This window comes from Stenotrophomonas sp. pho (genome assembly GCF_006228405.1).
GTDB lineage: Bacteria > Pseudomonadota > Gammaproteobacteria > Xanthomonadales > Xanthomonadaceae > Stenotrophomonas > Stenotrophomonas sepilia.
This window is the reverse complement of the sequence record NZ_CP029759.1, coordinates 2,004,454-2,019,022: the sequence shown is the minus strand read 5'-3', so window position 1 is coordinate 2,019,022 and position 14,569 is coordinate 2,004,454. Positions and strand designations below refer to the sequence as shown.

Below are 14,569 nucleotides of genomic sequence, written 5' to 3'. Positions count from 1 at the left end.
GCAAGCCCTGCCGAACACCCCTACTTTCGCGGCAGGTAGGTCACCAGGGAAAGGTCGTGCCGGCTCTCCGGCACCAGCGCCACGTACTGCAGGTCCAGCAATCCCCGCGTGGGATGGTTGAGCTTCTTCGCACCTTCATCGAACCGCCGCACGTCGTGCTCCGGCCACCACCGCCGGAACGCCTCGCTGTGCGCGGCGATGTCCTCCACCAGCGCCAGGAACGGCGCCTTGTCCGGCGCCTGCGCCATCGCCGCGCGGAAGCCGGCCAGCAGGCCGCGGGTCATTTCTTCCCAGTTGAGGATCAGCGTGCGGTACGGCGGGTACAGGAACATCAGCCGCAGCGTGTTGCGCTCATGCGGCGCCAGCTGGCTGTAGTCCACGAACAGATCGGCGATGGCCGGGTTCCAGGCCAGGATATCGAACCGGGTGTTGCGCACATAGGCCGGGATCGGCTGCATCGCTTCGACCAGCTGGCGCAGGCCGTCGGTCACGCTCTCGTCCGGCGATTCCAGCGGTACGCCATAGCCGGACAGCGCGAATGCATAGGCGCGTTCGTCGTCGCTCATGCGCAGCACCTTGGCCAGGCGCTCGAGCACTTCGGGCGAGGCGCGCACTTCACGGCCCTGCTCGATCCAGGTGTACCAGCTGACACTGACCCCGATGGCCAGCGCCACTTCCTCGCGCTTCAGGCCCGGGGTGCGCCGCCGCCCGGCCGGGAGGCCGAGCGTGGCGGGGTCGACACGGGCGCGGCAGGCCTTCAGGAAGCTACCGAGTTCCTTGCGTTCACTTTCGCTGCGCATCATCGCCCTCCGCTGCGGAAGGCGATGATATCCGCGCAGGCGCGTCGATCAGGCATCGGCGCGCTTGGAGCCCACGGCCAAACCGGCCTTCAGGCTGGCCTCGACGAACTCGTCCAGGTCGCCGTCCAGCACCTTCTGCGTATCCGAACGCTCGATGCCGGTACGCAGGTCCTTGATACGGCTCTGGTCCAGCACGTAGTTGCGGATCTGGCTGCCCCAGCCGATGTCGGACTTGGTGGCTTCCACCGCGTCCTTCTCGGCGTTGCGCTTCTGGATCTCCAGCTCGTACAGCTTGGCGGCCAGCATCTTCATCGCGTTGTCGCGGTTCTGGTGCTGGCTGCGGCCGGTCTGGCACGCCACAACGATGTTGGTCGGGATGTGGGTGATACGCACCGCCGACTCGGTCTTGTTCACGTGCTGGCCACCGGCACCGGACGAGCGGTACACGTCGGTACGCAGGTCGGCCGGGTTGATGGTGATGTCGATGTTGTCATCGATTTCCGGCGACACGAACACCGAGGTGAAGCTGGTGTGGCGGCGGTTGTCGGAGTCGAACGGCGACTTGCGCACCAGGCGGTGCACGCCGGTCTCGGTCTTCAGCCAGCCATAGGCATAGTCGCCTTCCACGCGCAGCGTGGCCGACTTGATGCCGGCGACGTCGCCACCGGAGACTTCCATCAGCTCGGTCTTCCAGCCGCGCGATTCGCACCAGCGCAGGTACATGCGCAGCAGGATCTCGGCCCAGTCCTGGGCTTCGGTACCACCGGCACCGGCCTGGATGTCGACGAACGCCGCCGCATTGTCCATCTCGCCGGAGAACATGCGCTGGAACTCCAGCTTCTCCACGTGCGCCTGGTGCTTGTCGAGGTCGGCGACCACCGCCAGTGCGGTCTCCTCGTCCTGCTCGGACTCGGCCAGCTCCAGCAGTTCAGTGGCGTCGTTCAGGCCATCGAGCACCGAGGCGATCCCGCCCACGGTCTTTTCCAGGCTGGAACGCTCGCGGCCCAGGTTCTGGGCGTACTCGGCGTTGTTCCAGACGTCGGGGCTTTCCAGCTCCCGCGTTACTTCTTCAAGACGCTCTTTCTTGGCGTCGTAGTCAAAGATACCCCCGAAGCGACAGCACGCGATCGGTCAGATCGGTGATGCGCTGGCGGACAGGATTCAGTTCGATCATGTCGGCGGTTATGCATTCAAAAGATGACTGGTAATGATACCGCAGGCCGTGGGCGCCCGGAATGAGGGCCTGGGCCTGCGCCGGGGAGGCGCGAGCGTGATGCGTCGGCGCTGCATTCAGGCAGGCGGTACCCGCCTTGGCGCGGGGAGCCAGCCAGGCTGCAGCCGCCCCCACACAGGGCCTCCTTGCCCCAGAGCGGCGTCGACGAGGGTCTTCCTTGGCCCACCCTCGGACGGCCATTTGGGGCAGTTGACTATTTAACCTCGAACTCGCCCACCAGCACGGTCTCGGCACGGTCCTTCAGTCGCATCGTCACCATCTGATCCTTCTGCTTGGCCGTGCCCCAATGAGTGGTCAGACGCAGCATCAGTGTCGTCGCGCCGGTGACCAGTTGCTGGCGGCTGCCAAAGTAGTTCGCCTCCACCTTGTACTTGCCCGGCTTGGCGTTGCGCAGCGAGAACTGTTCGGGGCCATAGCCGCCGGTGAAGTCCTGCGACATCTGCCCGCCCTGGTAGGTCAGCCGGTTGCCGTAGTAGGCGCGCTCGCCGTTCGGGTCGGTTACCCACAGGTCCATGTCGCTGTTGTCGGCGTCCCACGACAGCACCACGCGCAGGTCCAGCGGCATCGCCTGCAACAGGCGCGGGTCGATGCCGGTGGTATCCAGCCGGGGCGTGCTGCCGGCCACCAGGTTGGTCAGCTCATCCAGCGCGATCAGGGCGATGCCATCGAAGCGGCTGTCCCACGGCCGCACCACCACCTGGTACAGCGGCGCCAGTGCCTGCTGTGGCTTGCCGGCCGCTGCCAGCGCCAGGCCCAGGTCGCGGAAGCTCTGCGGTTCTTCCTGGCCCATCGCCAGCACCTGCTCGAACACCGGCACCGCCAGTGCGGGAGCATCGGCCTGCATCAGTCGGTAACCGAGCACGCGCAGCAGGTGGCGGTTATCCAGATCCATTTCGGCCAGGTTCGACAGCACCCGCAGTGCCAGCTCGCGCTGGCCCTGCTCCAGCAGCAGGTCGGCCACATCGAGGAAGAAGGCGCTGCTGTCGGCGAGGGCATCGCGCTCGGCCAGATAGCGGTCATAGAGCTGCGACGGCGGGCCCTGGCGCAGGCGCCGGGCGATGGCCGAGTCCGGCTGCCAGGCCGCCAGCTGGATGCCGAGCTGGCCATCGTTGGCGGCCGCAGCGGCATCGACCGTGCCGCCGGTGACCACAATCGCATCCAGTGCATTCTCCGACGCGGGCGCCGGACGACGCGCGCGTGCGCTGGCGGCCTGCATACGCTGCTCGGCCGCTGCTGCCGTCGGTGCAGGGGCGGGCGGAGCAGCAGGTGCAGGGGCTGCCAGCATCGCCACGGGTGCGGATTCGGTTGCGTAGTCTGCGGATGCAACGTCCAGCGCCATTTCCTTGGCCTGCGGCGGCGCATCCTTCGGCCAGCTACGGCTCCACCACTGCTGGCGCTCCTTCCAGCGGGCGGCCACTTCATCCAGGCGCTGGCGATCCCCAGCGGCGCGATCCCTGACCTGCACTGCAAACCTGGCGTCGTACTCCGCGCGCAGCGTGCCCGAAGGACGGATCGCATAGCGCAGGTAGTCCTCCAACGTCTCCAGCACGATCAGCGAGGTATCCGGCCCCACCAGGCCAAACCGTTGTGACAGGCGCTGCATCGCCTCGCGGTTGCCACGACGGTCGGCGGCCAGCTGCTGCAGGCGCGCCTGCGCCCACAAACCGGCCAGCAGTTCACCGTCCTTGCTCTTCTGCGTCGCTGGCAGCGCTTCCCACTCGCCGTCGCCCACGCGCACCCGCATCGGCACACCGTCGGCTGCCAGTCGTGCGTGCAGCCACAGCCAGCCGTGGGCTTCACTGCGGCGATCGATCACTACATCCTGCACGCCGCGTCCCGCATCGACCTGCACATCCATCGGCGACGCCAGCAACGCGTGCGCCGCCGCATCGACATCCTTGCCCAGCGCGATGAAGCGACCGCCATGCGCCTCACTCCAACCACGCAGTCGCACGGCATCGGTGCGCGCACCCGCACTGCTGACCGCAAACAGGCGCTGATCGGGTGCCATCGCCGGTAGCTGTTCCGGGCCATAGGTCAGCAGGCCATCGCTGACCAGCAGGTATTCCTTCACGCCCGGCTGCGGCTGCCACTGTGCCAGCGCGCTGGCACCGTCCGGGAGCACGGCCTGCAGGGCTGCGCGCAGTTCACTCCAGTTGCCGGCGCGGATGCGGAAGCGACGCACCGGCTCGGCGCGATCGCGCAGCACGGTCAAGGCCACGGTGCCGTCGCGCAGCGCAGCGAAATAGCGATCCAGCAGGGCGAACTCACGTGTGTGATCGCGCTGGCCCGCCGAACCGGAGCCATCCCACAGCAGGCCGATTTCGCTCGGCAGTTTGCGCGGCGTGCTGCTGGCCGCCACCGGCAGCTGCGCCAGCAGATAGTGGCCATCCTGCCAGGGCGCCACCTGCACCTGTGCCTGGCGGGTCGCCGGCAGATCCCACTGCAGCTGCTTCGGCAGCTGCGCCCCTTGCCCTGCCACTGCAGCTGGCCCGCGCTGATGCGGAATGGCGCCGTACCTGCGGTGGTCGTGCCAGGTGCCTGCAGTTTCAGTTCAACCGAGGCTGCACCGGCGGCAAACTGCAGCGGCAGCGTCCACTGCCAGCCTTGGCCGGCGAAGGCCAACGGCTCGCGAATCACCAGCTGCACGCGCCGGCTGCCGCCGGCCGGCAGCGGATAGATGCGCAGGCGGAACTGGTTGCCGGCGGTCTGTTCCAGCAGGCCCGGGTCAACGCCGCGGCGGGCAATCTCCTCGAACACCTGGCGGCCGCGGTCCTTCGGCACCGGCACCGCGTCACGCATCTCGCCGTTGATATCCAGCGCGAAGCCGCTGATCTGCTGGCCATCGGCCAGGGGGAACTGCAGCTCGCCCTCCAGCACGCGCCGGTTCGGGTTGTGGAATTCCAGGATGATCCGGGTCTGGGCGATGCCCGCCTGGACCCCGCCCTCGATGCGGGCGTGTCGCAGTTGGACCGCCTGCTCAGCCGCCGGTGCGATCAGCAGCGGCGTGGCGGCCTGCGGCCGGGAGATCGGCGGCGACTGCGCGCCAGCGGGCCAGGCCGCAAGGGCCAGCAACAACACAATGCAGCAACGGGCGAAGACCATGACCGGACTCCAGTGGGATCGTGGACCCTTGAACGCACCAGCAGCCGTAACGGGGTTGGGAGACCCAAAAAGGGGACGGAGGGAATTAAGTCGCTTATGCCCTGTTTGCCAGTTGCGACTTAATCCCCTCCGTCCCCTTTTTCTCAGGCGGGCAGGCAGTGCTCCACGATCAGCTGGATGGCGCTGCCGCCGCGATAGTCGTCGCAGGCCAGCCGGTAGGCGAGGTGCACGTGTCGGCCGGGCGCATTGCCGTGCCAGCCGCCGAAGTGGATCGCGTTGATCGTGCCAGGCACGCCCGGCAGGCGCAGTTCCAGCTTCAGGTGGCGCTCCTTCAGCACGCGCCAGTTGGCCACTTCGAAGTGGCCGTCGAACAGGGGTTCGGGGAAGCCCTGGCCCCATGGGCCGGCCAACCGCAGCGCATCGGCGTGGCGATGATCGAGCTCGTCCGCGGCCAGTTCGCCGTCGCTGAGCACCTGCTGCTGCAGTGCCGCCGGGTCGAGCATTTCCAGCACCACGGCGACGAAGGCGGCCTTGAAGTCATCAACGTGGTCAAGCCGCAGGCTGAGGCCGGCCGCCATGGCGTGACCGCCGAAGCGGTCGATCAGGCCCGGATGGCGCGCATCGACCAGCGCCAGGGCGTCACGGATGTGCAGGCCGGGAATCGAGCGCGCCGAGCCACGCAGCGTGTCGGCGCCCGGTTCGGCCGGAGCGAAGGCAATTACCGGGCGATGCAGGCGATCCTTCATCTTCGAAGCGACCAGGCCGACCACACCGGGATGCCAGTCGGCATCAAACAGGCAGGCGGCCACCGGCCGTTGCCCGGCCATGTCCAGCACCACGCGGGTCAGGGCCTGCTCGGCATCGTCGGTCATCGACTGCTGCACCGCGCGGCGTTCTGCGTTGATCTGCTCCAGCGTCTGCGCGATCTCGCGCGCCTGGCGCGGATCTTCGGTGAGCAGCAGCGCGATGCCCAGCGCCATGTCTTCCAGCCGGCCCGCCGCGTTCAGGCGCGGGCCGAGTGCGAAGCCGATGTCGGTGGCGGTCAGTCGCGCGGCATCCCGGCCACTGGCTTCGATCAGTGCACGCAGGCCGACACAGCCCTGCCCTGCGCGCAGACGGCGCAGGCCTGCGCTGACCAGCGCACGGTTGTTCGGGTCCAGCGCTACCAGGTCCGCAACGGTGCCCACCGCCACCAGATCCAGCAGCGTGGTCAGGTCCGGCCCCTTGCCATCTGCGAAGACGCCGGCCTCGCGCATATGCCGGCGCAGCGCCATCAGCACATAGAAGATCACACCAACACCGGCCAGCGATTTGCTGGGGAAGGCATCGCCATCCAGGTTGGGATCGACGATCACGTCGGCCGGCGGCAGCTGCGGCCCCGGCAGATGGTGGTCGGTGACCAGCACCTGCCAGCCGCGCGCCTTGGCCGCGGTGACACCGGCATGGCAGGCAATACCGTGGTCGACCGTGACCAGCAGGTCCGGCTGCAGCGCGGCCAACTCTTCCACCAGCGACGGTGACAGGCCATAGCCATGCACCATGCGGTTCGGCACCGCGTGGAAGACGTGTTGCGCGCCGAGCATGCGCAGGCCACGCACGCCGACCGCACAGGCGGTGGCGCCATCGCAATCGAAATCGCCGACCACCAGGATGCGCTTGTCGTTGGCGATGGCTTCGATCAGCAGGCCCACTGCATCATCGATACCGGTCAGCAGCTCGGGCGCGTGTAGGCTGCCCAGTTTCGGCAGCGCCAGCTCTGGCGTTCCCGCACCACGGCTGGCATAGAGTCTGGCCAGCAATGGCAGCGTGCCCTCTGGCCAGCTGCCGGGCACGACCGCATCGCGGCGGCGGATCAGCGGTGTATCAGAGGGCGGCTGCGCAGCATCGGCGGCAAGGGACATCGGCATCGCCGGTTACGAAAGACCCGCACATCATAACGTGCACCGCTCCCCGGTCGGCTGCCGCTGCTGACGAGGCAACCTGGCTCTTCGGCCAGCAGCATTTGGATTTCACGACCGCATCTTCCATGCTTGCCTGCCCTGGAACGGACTTCCATCCATGACCCGCACCCTGCTGACCGCGCTGATGGCACTCACCGTGGCCCCGGCCGCCCACTCCGCGACGCCTGAGCCCAGGCCCGGGGTCGAATTCGAACACAACGACTGGTCGCTGGCCTGTGACAACACCCGCACCTGCCGCGCCGCCGGCTACAGTCCGGAAGAACCCGGCAACCTGCTCAGCCTGATGCTTGAGCGCGCCGGCGGCCCGGGTGCGAAGGTGATCGCGCGGCTGCGCAATGGCGAGGATGGCGAAAGCCCGACGCCGACCGGGGCACTGCGCCTGCGCCTGAACGGCAAGGACCTGGGCCCGGTGCGCGACACCGGCGACGGGGACAAAGTGTTGTTGCAGCAGGCACAGACCGATGCACTGGTCGCCGCACTGCCGCGCCAGGCACGCATCGAGATCATCGACGGCAAGGGCAAGGCCTGGCCGATCTCCGACCGCGGTGCAGCGGCCGTACTGCTGAAGATGGACGAGGCACAGGGCCGGCTGGGCACCCCGGTGCGCTGGTGCGGCGTGGCGACAAGCCCGAAGCAAGCGTGCCTGCGGCGTTGCCGGTGCCAGTGATCGTGCGCGGCACGCTGGTGGCACCGCGCGCCTCGGACGCGGCACTGGCGAAAGCACCGGGCCTGCGCAAGGCACTGATCGCCAGCCTGCCCAAGCCGGATGAGTGCGGCCACCTGAGCGAGGGCGGGACAGATGAAATCGAGATCCAGCGACTGGACACCCAACATGTGCTGGCAAGCACCAGCTGCTTCGTGGGTGCCTACAACTTCAGCAGCGGCTACTGGGTAGTGCAGGACAAGCCGCCGTACGAAGCACGCTTCGTCACGTCCGATGCAGAAGACTTCGATCGCGACGACGCTACGTTGAGCGGTCGCTTCCGTGGGCGCGGCGTCGGTGACTGCTTCTCCGGCCACGACTGGGCTTGGGATGGCGCGCGATTCGTGAAGAGCAGCGAGTTCACCACCGGGCAGTGCCGGGGCGTTGCGGGTGGGCACTGGACGCTGCCGACGGTGGTCAGCGAGGTCCGTTGAGGCGCCGCTACCTGCGGTAGTGCCGACCGCTGGCCGGCAACCCCGACAAACCCTGGGGGTCAGAGCCGTTTTCCGATGGAAAACGGATCCGACCCCGGTCAGTCGTGCAGCTGGCGCGGCTTCTTCCAGAACTGCCAGCGCTGGCCACGGTCCAGCTGGAACTGCAGGCCGTCCTCGAAGTCCAGTACCAGCCGCTGCAGTTCGCCACGCTTGAGCGCGGCCAGCAGCGGCCGGATCGCATCATTGCCGAGCTGCTGCAAAGAGCGCAGCTGGCGCAGGTCGACCAGCGCATCCACCGCCTGCTCGCCATCCACGGCCACACCAGCCGCCAGGGCCAGGCCCTGCAGCAGCGCGTCCCGGCTGCGCACCTGCGCGTGCGGCGTGCTGACCGACACCGGCATCACGCCACCGCCCCAGAACCACAGCGAATTGATCGGCTGTTGTCCCTGTGCGGCACGCTGCTGGTTCCAGGAATGGTTGTGCAGCAGCACCTGCGCCTCGGTCATCAGCGCCCGCCAGCGACGACCGCCCTCGCCTTCGGGCAGATGCGAGAACAGGTCATCGCCGAGGACCTCGTCGGGGCTGTCGAAGTCCGGCAGCTCGCTGTCGATCGGCAGCCGCAGGTACCAGCGCGAGGGATCGGGTGCGTCGAGCACGAAGCCGGCATCGGCGAACAATGGCTGCAGCACCGGCAGCAACGCGAGGCTGTCGGCCAGCGTCGGCCGCAGTGTTTCGCCGTAGGCCATCATCCGCGCGCCGTGCATGTCCGGCACCATGCAGGCCGGATCGGCACGCAGCCAGCTGGCGCCGGCGGCATCGCCGACGTCGCGCTGGCGGGTCAACGCGGCCACCGGCCAGTGCGGCGCGGCAACCGAGAAATGGCGTGTCAGCTGCGCGCGCTCGCCCGGCACGACCTGCACCGTCGTGGCACGGCCGAGCGCGCGTGCCACATCGTCCGGCAGCGCAGCCGCGGCAAAGCGGCTGCGTGCAGGCAACAGCAGGGTCGCCGTCGCCACGCGGTCAGTCCACGTAGCTGACGCTGACGATCTCGTACTCGCGCTGGCCGGCCGGGGCGTCGATCACGATCGAATCGCCTTCCAGCTTGCCGATCATCGCCCGCGCCACCGGCGAGGAAATCGCGATCAGGCCCAGCTTGATGTCCGCTTCCAGGTCACCGACGATCTGGTACTTCTTCTCTTCGTCGGTTTCCACGTCGGCCAGCGTCACGCTGGCGCCGAACACCACCTTGGAGCCGGCATTGAGCTTGCTCACGTCGATGATCTCGGCGTGCGACAGCTCGCCCTCCAGCTGCTTGATGCGGCCTTCGATGAAGCCCTGTTCCTCGCGCGCGGCGTGGTACTCGGCATTCTCCTTCAGGTCACCGTGCTCACGCGCTTCGGCAATGGCGGCGATGACCTTCGGGCGCTTGACCGACTTCAGGTGATCCAGTTCGTCGCGCAGCTTCTGCGCGCCCTTCATGGTGATGGGGGCTCTCATGCATTCAACTCCTTGTGCAGCTCCTGCAGCGACCAGACGGGGCCGGTGCCGCGGAATTCCAGTGAATCCACCAGCGCCTTGGCGCCGGCAATGGTGGTCGAGTAGGTGACGCGATGCTGCAGCGCCTCGCGGCGGATCGAGAACGAGTCGTTGATCGCCGAACGACCTTCGGTCGTGTTGACGATGTAGACGATCTCGCCGTTCTTGATCGAGTCGACGATGTGCGGACGGCCTTCGACCACCTTGTTGATGATCTCGCAGTCCATGCCGTGCTGCTGCAGCCACGCGGCGGTGCCACGGGTGGCGACCAGGCTGTAGCCACGCGCCAGCAGCGCCTTGGCCACCGGCAGCACGCGCTTCTTGTCCGGGTCGCGGACCGAGACGAAGGCCTTGCCGACCGGCGGTGCCTTGATGCCACCGGCTTCCTGCGCACGCGCAAAGGCGGCGTTGAAGGTGCGGCCGACGCCCATCACCTCGCCGGTGGAGCGCATCTCCGGCCCGAGGATCGGATCGACGCCCTGGAACTTGGCGAACGGGAAGATCGCTTCCTTCACCGAGTAGTAGTCCGGCACGATTTCCTTGGTCGCGCCCTGCTCGGCCAGGCTCTTGCCAGCCATGCAACGGGCGGCGATCTTCGCCAGCGCCATGCCGGTGGCCTTGGACACGAACGGCACGGTGCGCGAGGCACGCGGGTTCACTTCCAGCAGGTAGATGGTGTCGGCACCCTCGTCGCTGGTCTGGATCGCGAACTGGGTGTTCATCAGGCCGACCACGTTCAGGGCCTTGGCCAGCTCCACCACCTGGCGGCGCAGTTCGGCCTGGGTTTCAGCCGACAGCGAATACGGCGGCAGCGAGCACGAGGAATCGCCCGAGTGCACGCCAGCTTCTTCGATGTGCTCCATCACGCCACCGATCAGGACGTTGCCATCCTTGTCGGCAATGATGTCGACGTCGCACTCGACAGCATTGTCGAGGAAGCGGTCCAGCAGCACCGGCGAATCGTTGGACACCTTCACAGCGTCGCGCACGTAACGGGCCAGGTCGGCTTCGCCGTAGACGATTTCCATGGCACGGCCGCCCAGCACGTAGCTCGGGCGCACCACCAGCGGGTAGCCGATCTCGCGGGCCAGCAGCAGGGCTTCCTGATCATTGCGGGCGATGCGGTTCGGCGGCTGCTTCAGGCCCAGCTTGTCCACCAGCTGCTGGAAGCGCTCGCGGTCTTCGGCCAGGTCGATCGAGTCCGGGCTGGTGCCAATCACCGGCACGCCGTTGGCTTCCAGCGCGCGCGCCAGCTTCAGCGGGGTCTGGCCGCCGTACTGCACGATCACGCCCTTCGGCTGTTCCAGTTCGACGATTTCCAGCACGTCTTCCAGGGTCAGCGGCTCGAAGTACAGGCGGTCGGAGGTGTCGTAGTCGGTCGACACGGTTTCCGGGTTGCAGTTGACCATGATGGTTTCATAGCCATCCTCGCGCAGCGCCAGTGCCGCGTGCACGCAGCAGTAGTCGAACTCGATGCCCTGGCCGATGCGGTTCGGGCCACCGCCCAGGATCATGATCTTGTCGCGGTTGCTCGGCGCGGCCTCGCACTCGTCCTCGTAGGTCGAGTACAGGTAGGCGGTACCGGTGGAGAACTCACCGGCACAGGAGTCCACGCGCTTGTAGACCGGGCGCACCTTGTGCGCACGACGCAGCGCGCGGATGGCGGCTTCGTTGGTGCCGGTCAGCTGCGCCAGGCGCGCGTCGGAGAAGCCAGCGCGCTTCAGCTTGCGCAGGCGTGCGGCATCCAGCGCATCGATGCCGCCGGCAGCGACTTCGGCTTCGGCCGCGATGATTTCCTCGATCTGGTCCAGGAACCAGTGATCGATGAACGACAGTGCGTAGATCTCTTCCACGCTCATGCCGGCGCGGAACGCATCGGCCACATAGAACAGGCGCTCCGGGCCCGGCGCCTTCAGCTCGCGACGCAGGGTCTGCAGGTCGTCTTCGTTGCCCAGGTCCAGGCCGGTCGGGTCGAAGCCGACCTTGCCGGTTTCCAGGCCACGCAGGGCCTTCTGCACCGACTCCTGGAAGGTGCGGCCCATCGCCATCACCTCGCCCACCGACTTCATCTGGGTGGTCAGGCGGGCATCGGCGGCCGGGAACTTCTCGAAGGCGAAGCGCGGGATCTTGGTGACGACGTAGTCGATGGACGGCTCGAACGAGGCCGGGGTCAGGCCGCCGGTGATTTCGTTCTTCAGTTCGTCCAGGGTGTAGCCCACGGCCAGCTTGGCGGCGACCTTGGCGATCGGGAAGCCGGTGGCCTTGGAAGCCAGCGCCGAGGAACGCGACACGCGCGGGTTCATCTCGATGACGACCACGCGGCCGGTCTTCGGGTTGATGCCGAACTGCACGTTCGAGCCACCGGTATCGACGCCGATCTTGCGCAGCACGGCGATGGAGGCATCGCGCAGGCGCTGGTATTCCTTGTCGGTCAGGGTCTGCGCCGGGCCACGGTGATCGAGTCACCGGTGTGCACGCCCATCGGGTCCAGGTTTTCGATCGAGCAGACGATGATGCAGTTGTCCGCGGTATCGCGGACCACTTCCATCTCGAATTCCTTCCAGCCCAGCACCGACTCTTCCACCAGCACTTCGGTGGTCGGCGACAGTTCCAGGCCGCGGCTGACGATCTCGACCAGCTCTTCGCGGTTGTAGGCAATGCCGCCACCGCTGCCGCCCAGGGTGAAGCTGGGGCGGATGATGGTCGGATAGCCGACGCGGGTCTGGATTTCCAGCGCTTCGTCCAGGGTGTGGGCGACGGCGGCAGTCGGGCACTCCAGGCCGATCTCACCCATGGCCACGCGGAACAGCTCGCGGTCTTCGGCCATGCGGATCGCTTCGCGCTTGGCGCCGATCAGTTCGACGTTGTACTTCTCCAGCACGCCGTGGTCGGCCAGGTCCAGCGCGCAGTTCAGCGCGGTCTGGCCACCCATGGTCGGCAGCAGCGCATCGGGCTTTTCCTTGGCGATGATCTTCTCGACCGTCTGCCAGTTGATCGGCTCGATGTAGACGGCGTCGGCCATCTCCGGGTCGGTCATGATCGTGGCCGGGTTGCTGTTGACCAGCACCACGCGGTAACCCTCGTCACGCAGGGCCTTGCAGGCCTGGGCACCGGAGTAGTCGAACTCGCAGGCCTGGCCGATGACGATCGGGCCAGCACCGATGATGAGGATGGTCTTGAGGTCAGTGCGCTTGGGCATTTTCTTCTCTAAGTCAGTACAGCGTGACAAGGGGGGTGATCGCACGCTGTCGATCAGGAATCTTGATCCGCAGCGCCGCGCCGGGGCAGCAGCGATGCGGGGTTTACGGTCCATCGCGACGCCACCGGCAGGCCGGCGGCGTACTGATCACGCCTTGGCCTGCTCCATCAGCACCACGAAGCGGTCGAACAGCGGGCCGACGTCGTGCGGGCCCGGCGACGCTTCCGGATGGCCCTGGAACGAGAACGCCGGCACGTCGGTGCGGGCCACGCCCTGGTTGGTGCCGTCGAACAGCGAACGGTGGGTCACGCGCAGGGTCGGCGGCAGGGTTGCTTCATCGATCGCGAAACCGTGGTTCTGCGAGGTGATCATCACCCGGCCGCTGTCCAGGTCCTGCACCGGATGGTTGGCACCGTGGTGGCCGTGGCCCATCTTCATGGTCTGCGCGCCCGAGGCCAGGCCGAGCAGCTGGTGGCCCAGGCAGATGCCGAAGGTCGGGATCTTCACATCGATGAAGGTCTTGATCGCTTCGATGGCGTAGTCGCACGGTTCCGGGTCACCCGGGCCGTTGGACAGGAACACGCCGTCCGGCTTCAGTGCCAGCACCTCGGCGGCCGGGGTCTGCGCCGGCACCACGGTCACTTCGCAGCCGCGCTCGGCCAGCATGCGCAGGATGTTGGTCTTCACGCCGAAGTCGTAGGCCACGACCTTGTACTTGGCCGGCACGCTGACGAAGGCGTTGGCATCCAGGTCCAGCTGGCCCTCGGTCCAGGTGTAGGTCTTCTCGGTAGTGACGACCTTGGCCAGATCCATGCCCTTCAGCCCCGGGAACTTGCGGGCGGCTTCCAGTGCCTTTTCCACGTCGATGTCGCCGGCCATCAGCGCACCGTTCTGCGCACCCTTCTCGCGCAGGATGCGGGTCAGCTTGCGGGTGTCGATGCCGGCGATGGCGACCACGCCACGCTGGATCAGCCAGTCCTGCAGCGACACCTGGCTGCGCCAGTTGCTGGGGCGGCGCGGAACGTCGCGCACGATCAGGCCGGCCGACCACACCTTGGACGCTTCGTCGTCCTGGTCGGTCATGCCGGTGTTGCCGATATGCGGATAGGTCAGCGTGACCATCTGCCGGGCGTAGGACGGGTCGGTCAACACTTCCTGATAGCCGGTCATGGCGGTGTTGAACACCACTTCACCGACGGACAGGCCGGGCGCGCCTACGGATTCGCCCTCGAATACGGTGCCGTCTTCGAGGACGAGGATTGCGGCTTGGGTCACGGGAATCTCACTTTGGCTACCGAGGGGGCTGCCGAAGTCACGCCTGCGCTTCACGGAAATCCGGTTGCAAAAAAGCGCGGACGTACGGTCTGGGACCGGTCCGGCTTTCGTGATTCGGCGAGTGCGAATTGTAGCGCTGCCGGGACGCTCACGCCAGCGGTTATCGCGCTTCATGAACAGGCGATTGCGCATTCATTTCAATCCGGCGGCGTATGCGGGCCGGAGGCGGGGTCGGATCCATTCCCGAATGGGAAAGGCTCTGACCCCAGGCGCCCTCGGATGGGGTCAGAGCCCTCTCCGCTGGAAAGGGATCCAGCCCCAG

Annotated in this window: 7 protein-coding genes and 3 pseudogenes; 1 reads left to right on the top strand and 9 read right to left on the bottom strand. The window is 67.2% G+C overall.

Translation table 11 applies throughout. From position 1 onward, the window contains the following. Positions 1-20: 20 nt before the first annotated feature. The 5 genes and pseudogenes from DL544_RS09490 to recJ all read right to left on the bottom strand — a co-directional run bounded on the left by DL544_RS09490 (position 21) and on the right by recJ (position 7,040). Positions 21-803: a helix-turn-helix transcriptional regulator gene (locus DL544_RS09490; RefSeq protein WP_065177619.1), complete on the bottom strand. Its 783-nt coding sequence runs from the start codon at positions 801-803 to the stop codon at positions 21-23. 45 nt (positions 804-848) lie between these two features. Continuing rightward, positions 849-1,974 (bottom strand): peptide chain release factor 2 gene (prfB, locus tag DL544_RS09485; RefSeq protein WP_111008336.1). Its coding sequence is split into 2 segments (ribosomal slippage): positions 849-1,898 and positions 1,900-1,974, totalling 1,125 coding nucleotides; the frame shifts between segments, so codons are not numbered across the junction. Beyond that, positions 1,897-2,148 (bottom strand): hypothetical protein, encoded by a 252-nt coding sequence (locus DL544_RS21255; RefSeq protein WP_065177618.1) that lies wholly within the window; start codon positions 2,146-2,148, stop codon positions 1,897-1,899. The genes prfB and DL544_RS21255 overlap by 78 nt, the downstream gene beginning before the upstream one ends. 79 nt (positions 2,149-2,227) lie before the next feature. Then, positions 2,228-5,139 (bottom strand): annotated as a pseudogene (locus DL544_RS09480) (VIT domain-containing protein). Positions 5,140-5,282: 143 nt separating this feature from the next. Further along, on the bottom strand, positions 5,283-7,040 hold the full coding sequence (gene recJ, locus DL544_RS09475; RefSeq protein ID WP_065185237.1) for a single-stranded-DNA-specific exonuclease RecJ: 1,758 nt from the start codon (positions 7,038-7,040) through the stop codon (positions 5,283-5,285). A 157-nt stretch (positions 7,041-7,197) separates the two neighbouring features. Between recJ and DL544_RS22385 the strand changes: the two are divergent. After that, positions 7,198-8,237: pseudogene (locus DL544_RS22385) on the top strand (DUF1176 domain-containing protein). 98 nt (positions 8,238-8,335) lie between these two features. On the opposite strand, the gene DL544_RS09465 reads toward DL544_RS22385, so the two are convergent. The 4 genes and pseudogenes from DL544_RS09465 to carA all read right to left on the bottom strand — a co-directional run bounded on the left by DL544_RS09465 (position 8,336) and on the right by carA (position 14,247). Further along, a complete protein-coding gene (locus DL544_RS09465) occupies positions 8,336-9,253 on the bottom strand; it encodes a phosphoglycerate mutase (protein ID WP_065184938.1) in 918 nt (305 codons plus the stop codon). A 4-nt stretch (positions 9,254-9,257) separates the two neighbouring features. Then, on the bottom strand, positions 9,258-9,722 hold the full coding sequence (gene greA / locus DL544_RS09460) for a transcription elongation factor GreA (protein WP_026347191.1): 465 nt from the start codon (positions 9,720-9,722) through the stop codon (positions 9,258-9,260). 8 nt (positions 9,723-9,730) lie between these two features. Further along, positions 9,731-12,972: pseudogene (carB, locus tag DL544_RS09455) on the bottom strand (carbamoyl-phosphate synthase large subunit). A 147-nt stretch (positions 12,973-13,119) separates the two neighbouring features. Continuing rightward, entirely contained in the window at positions 13,120-14,247 is a 1,128-nt protein-coding gene (gene carA, locus DL544_RS09450; RefSeq protein WP_005416375.1) for a glutamine-hydrolyzing carbamoyl-phosphate synthase small subunit, read from the bottom strand. Positions 14,248-14,569 lie beyond the last annotated feature (322 nt).

Excerpts from the sequence above, each read along its gene's own strand:
- DL544_RS09490 (WP_065177619.1), bottom strand. The coding sequence starts at position 803 with ATGATGCGCAGCGAAAGTGAACGCAAGGAACTCGGTAGCTTCCTGAAG.
- recJ (WP_065185237.1), bottom strand. The coding sequence starts at position 7,040 with ATGTCCCTTGCCGCCGATGCTGCGCAGCCGCCCTCTGATACACCGCTG.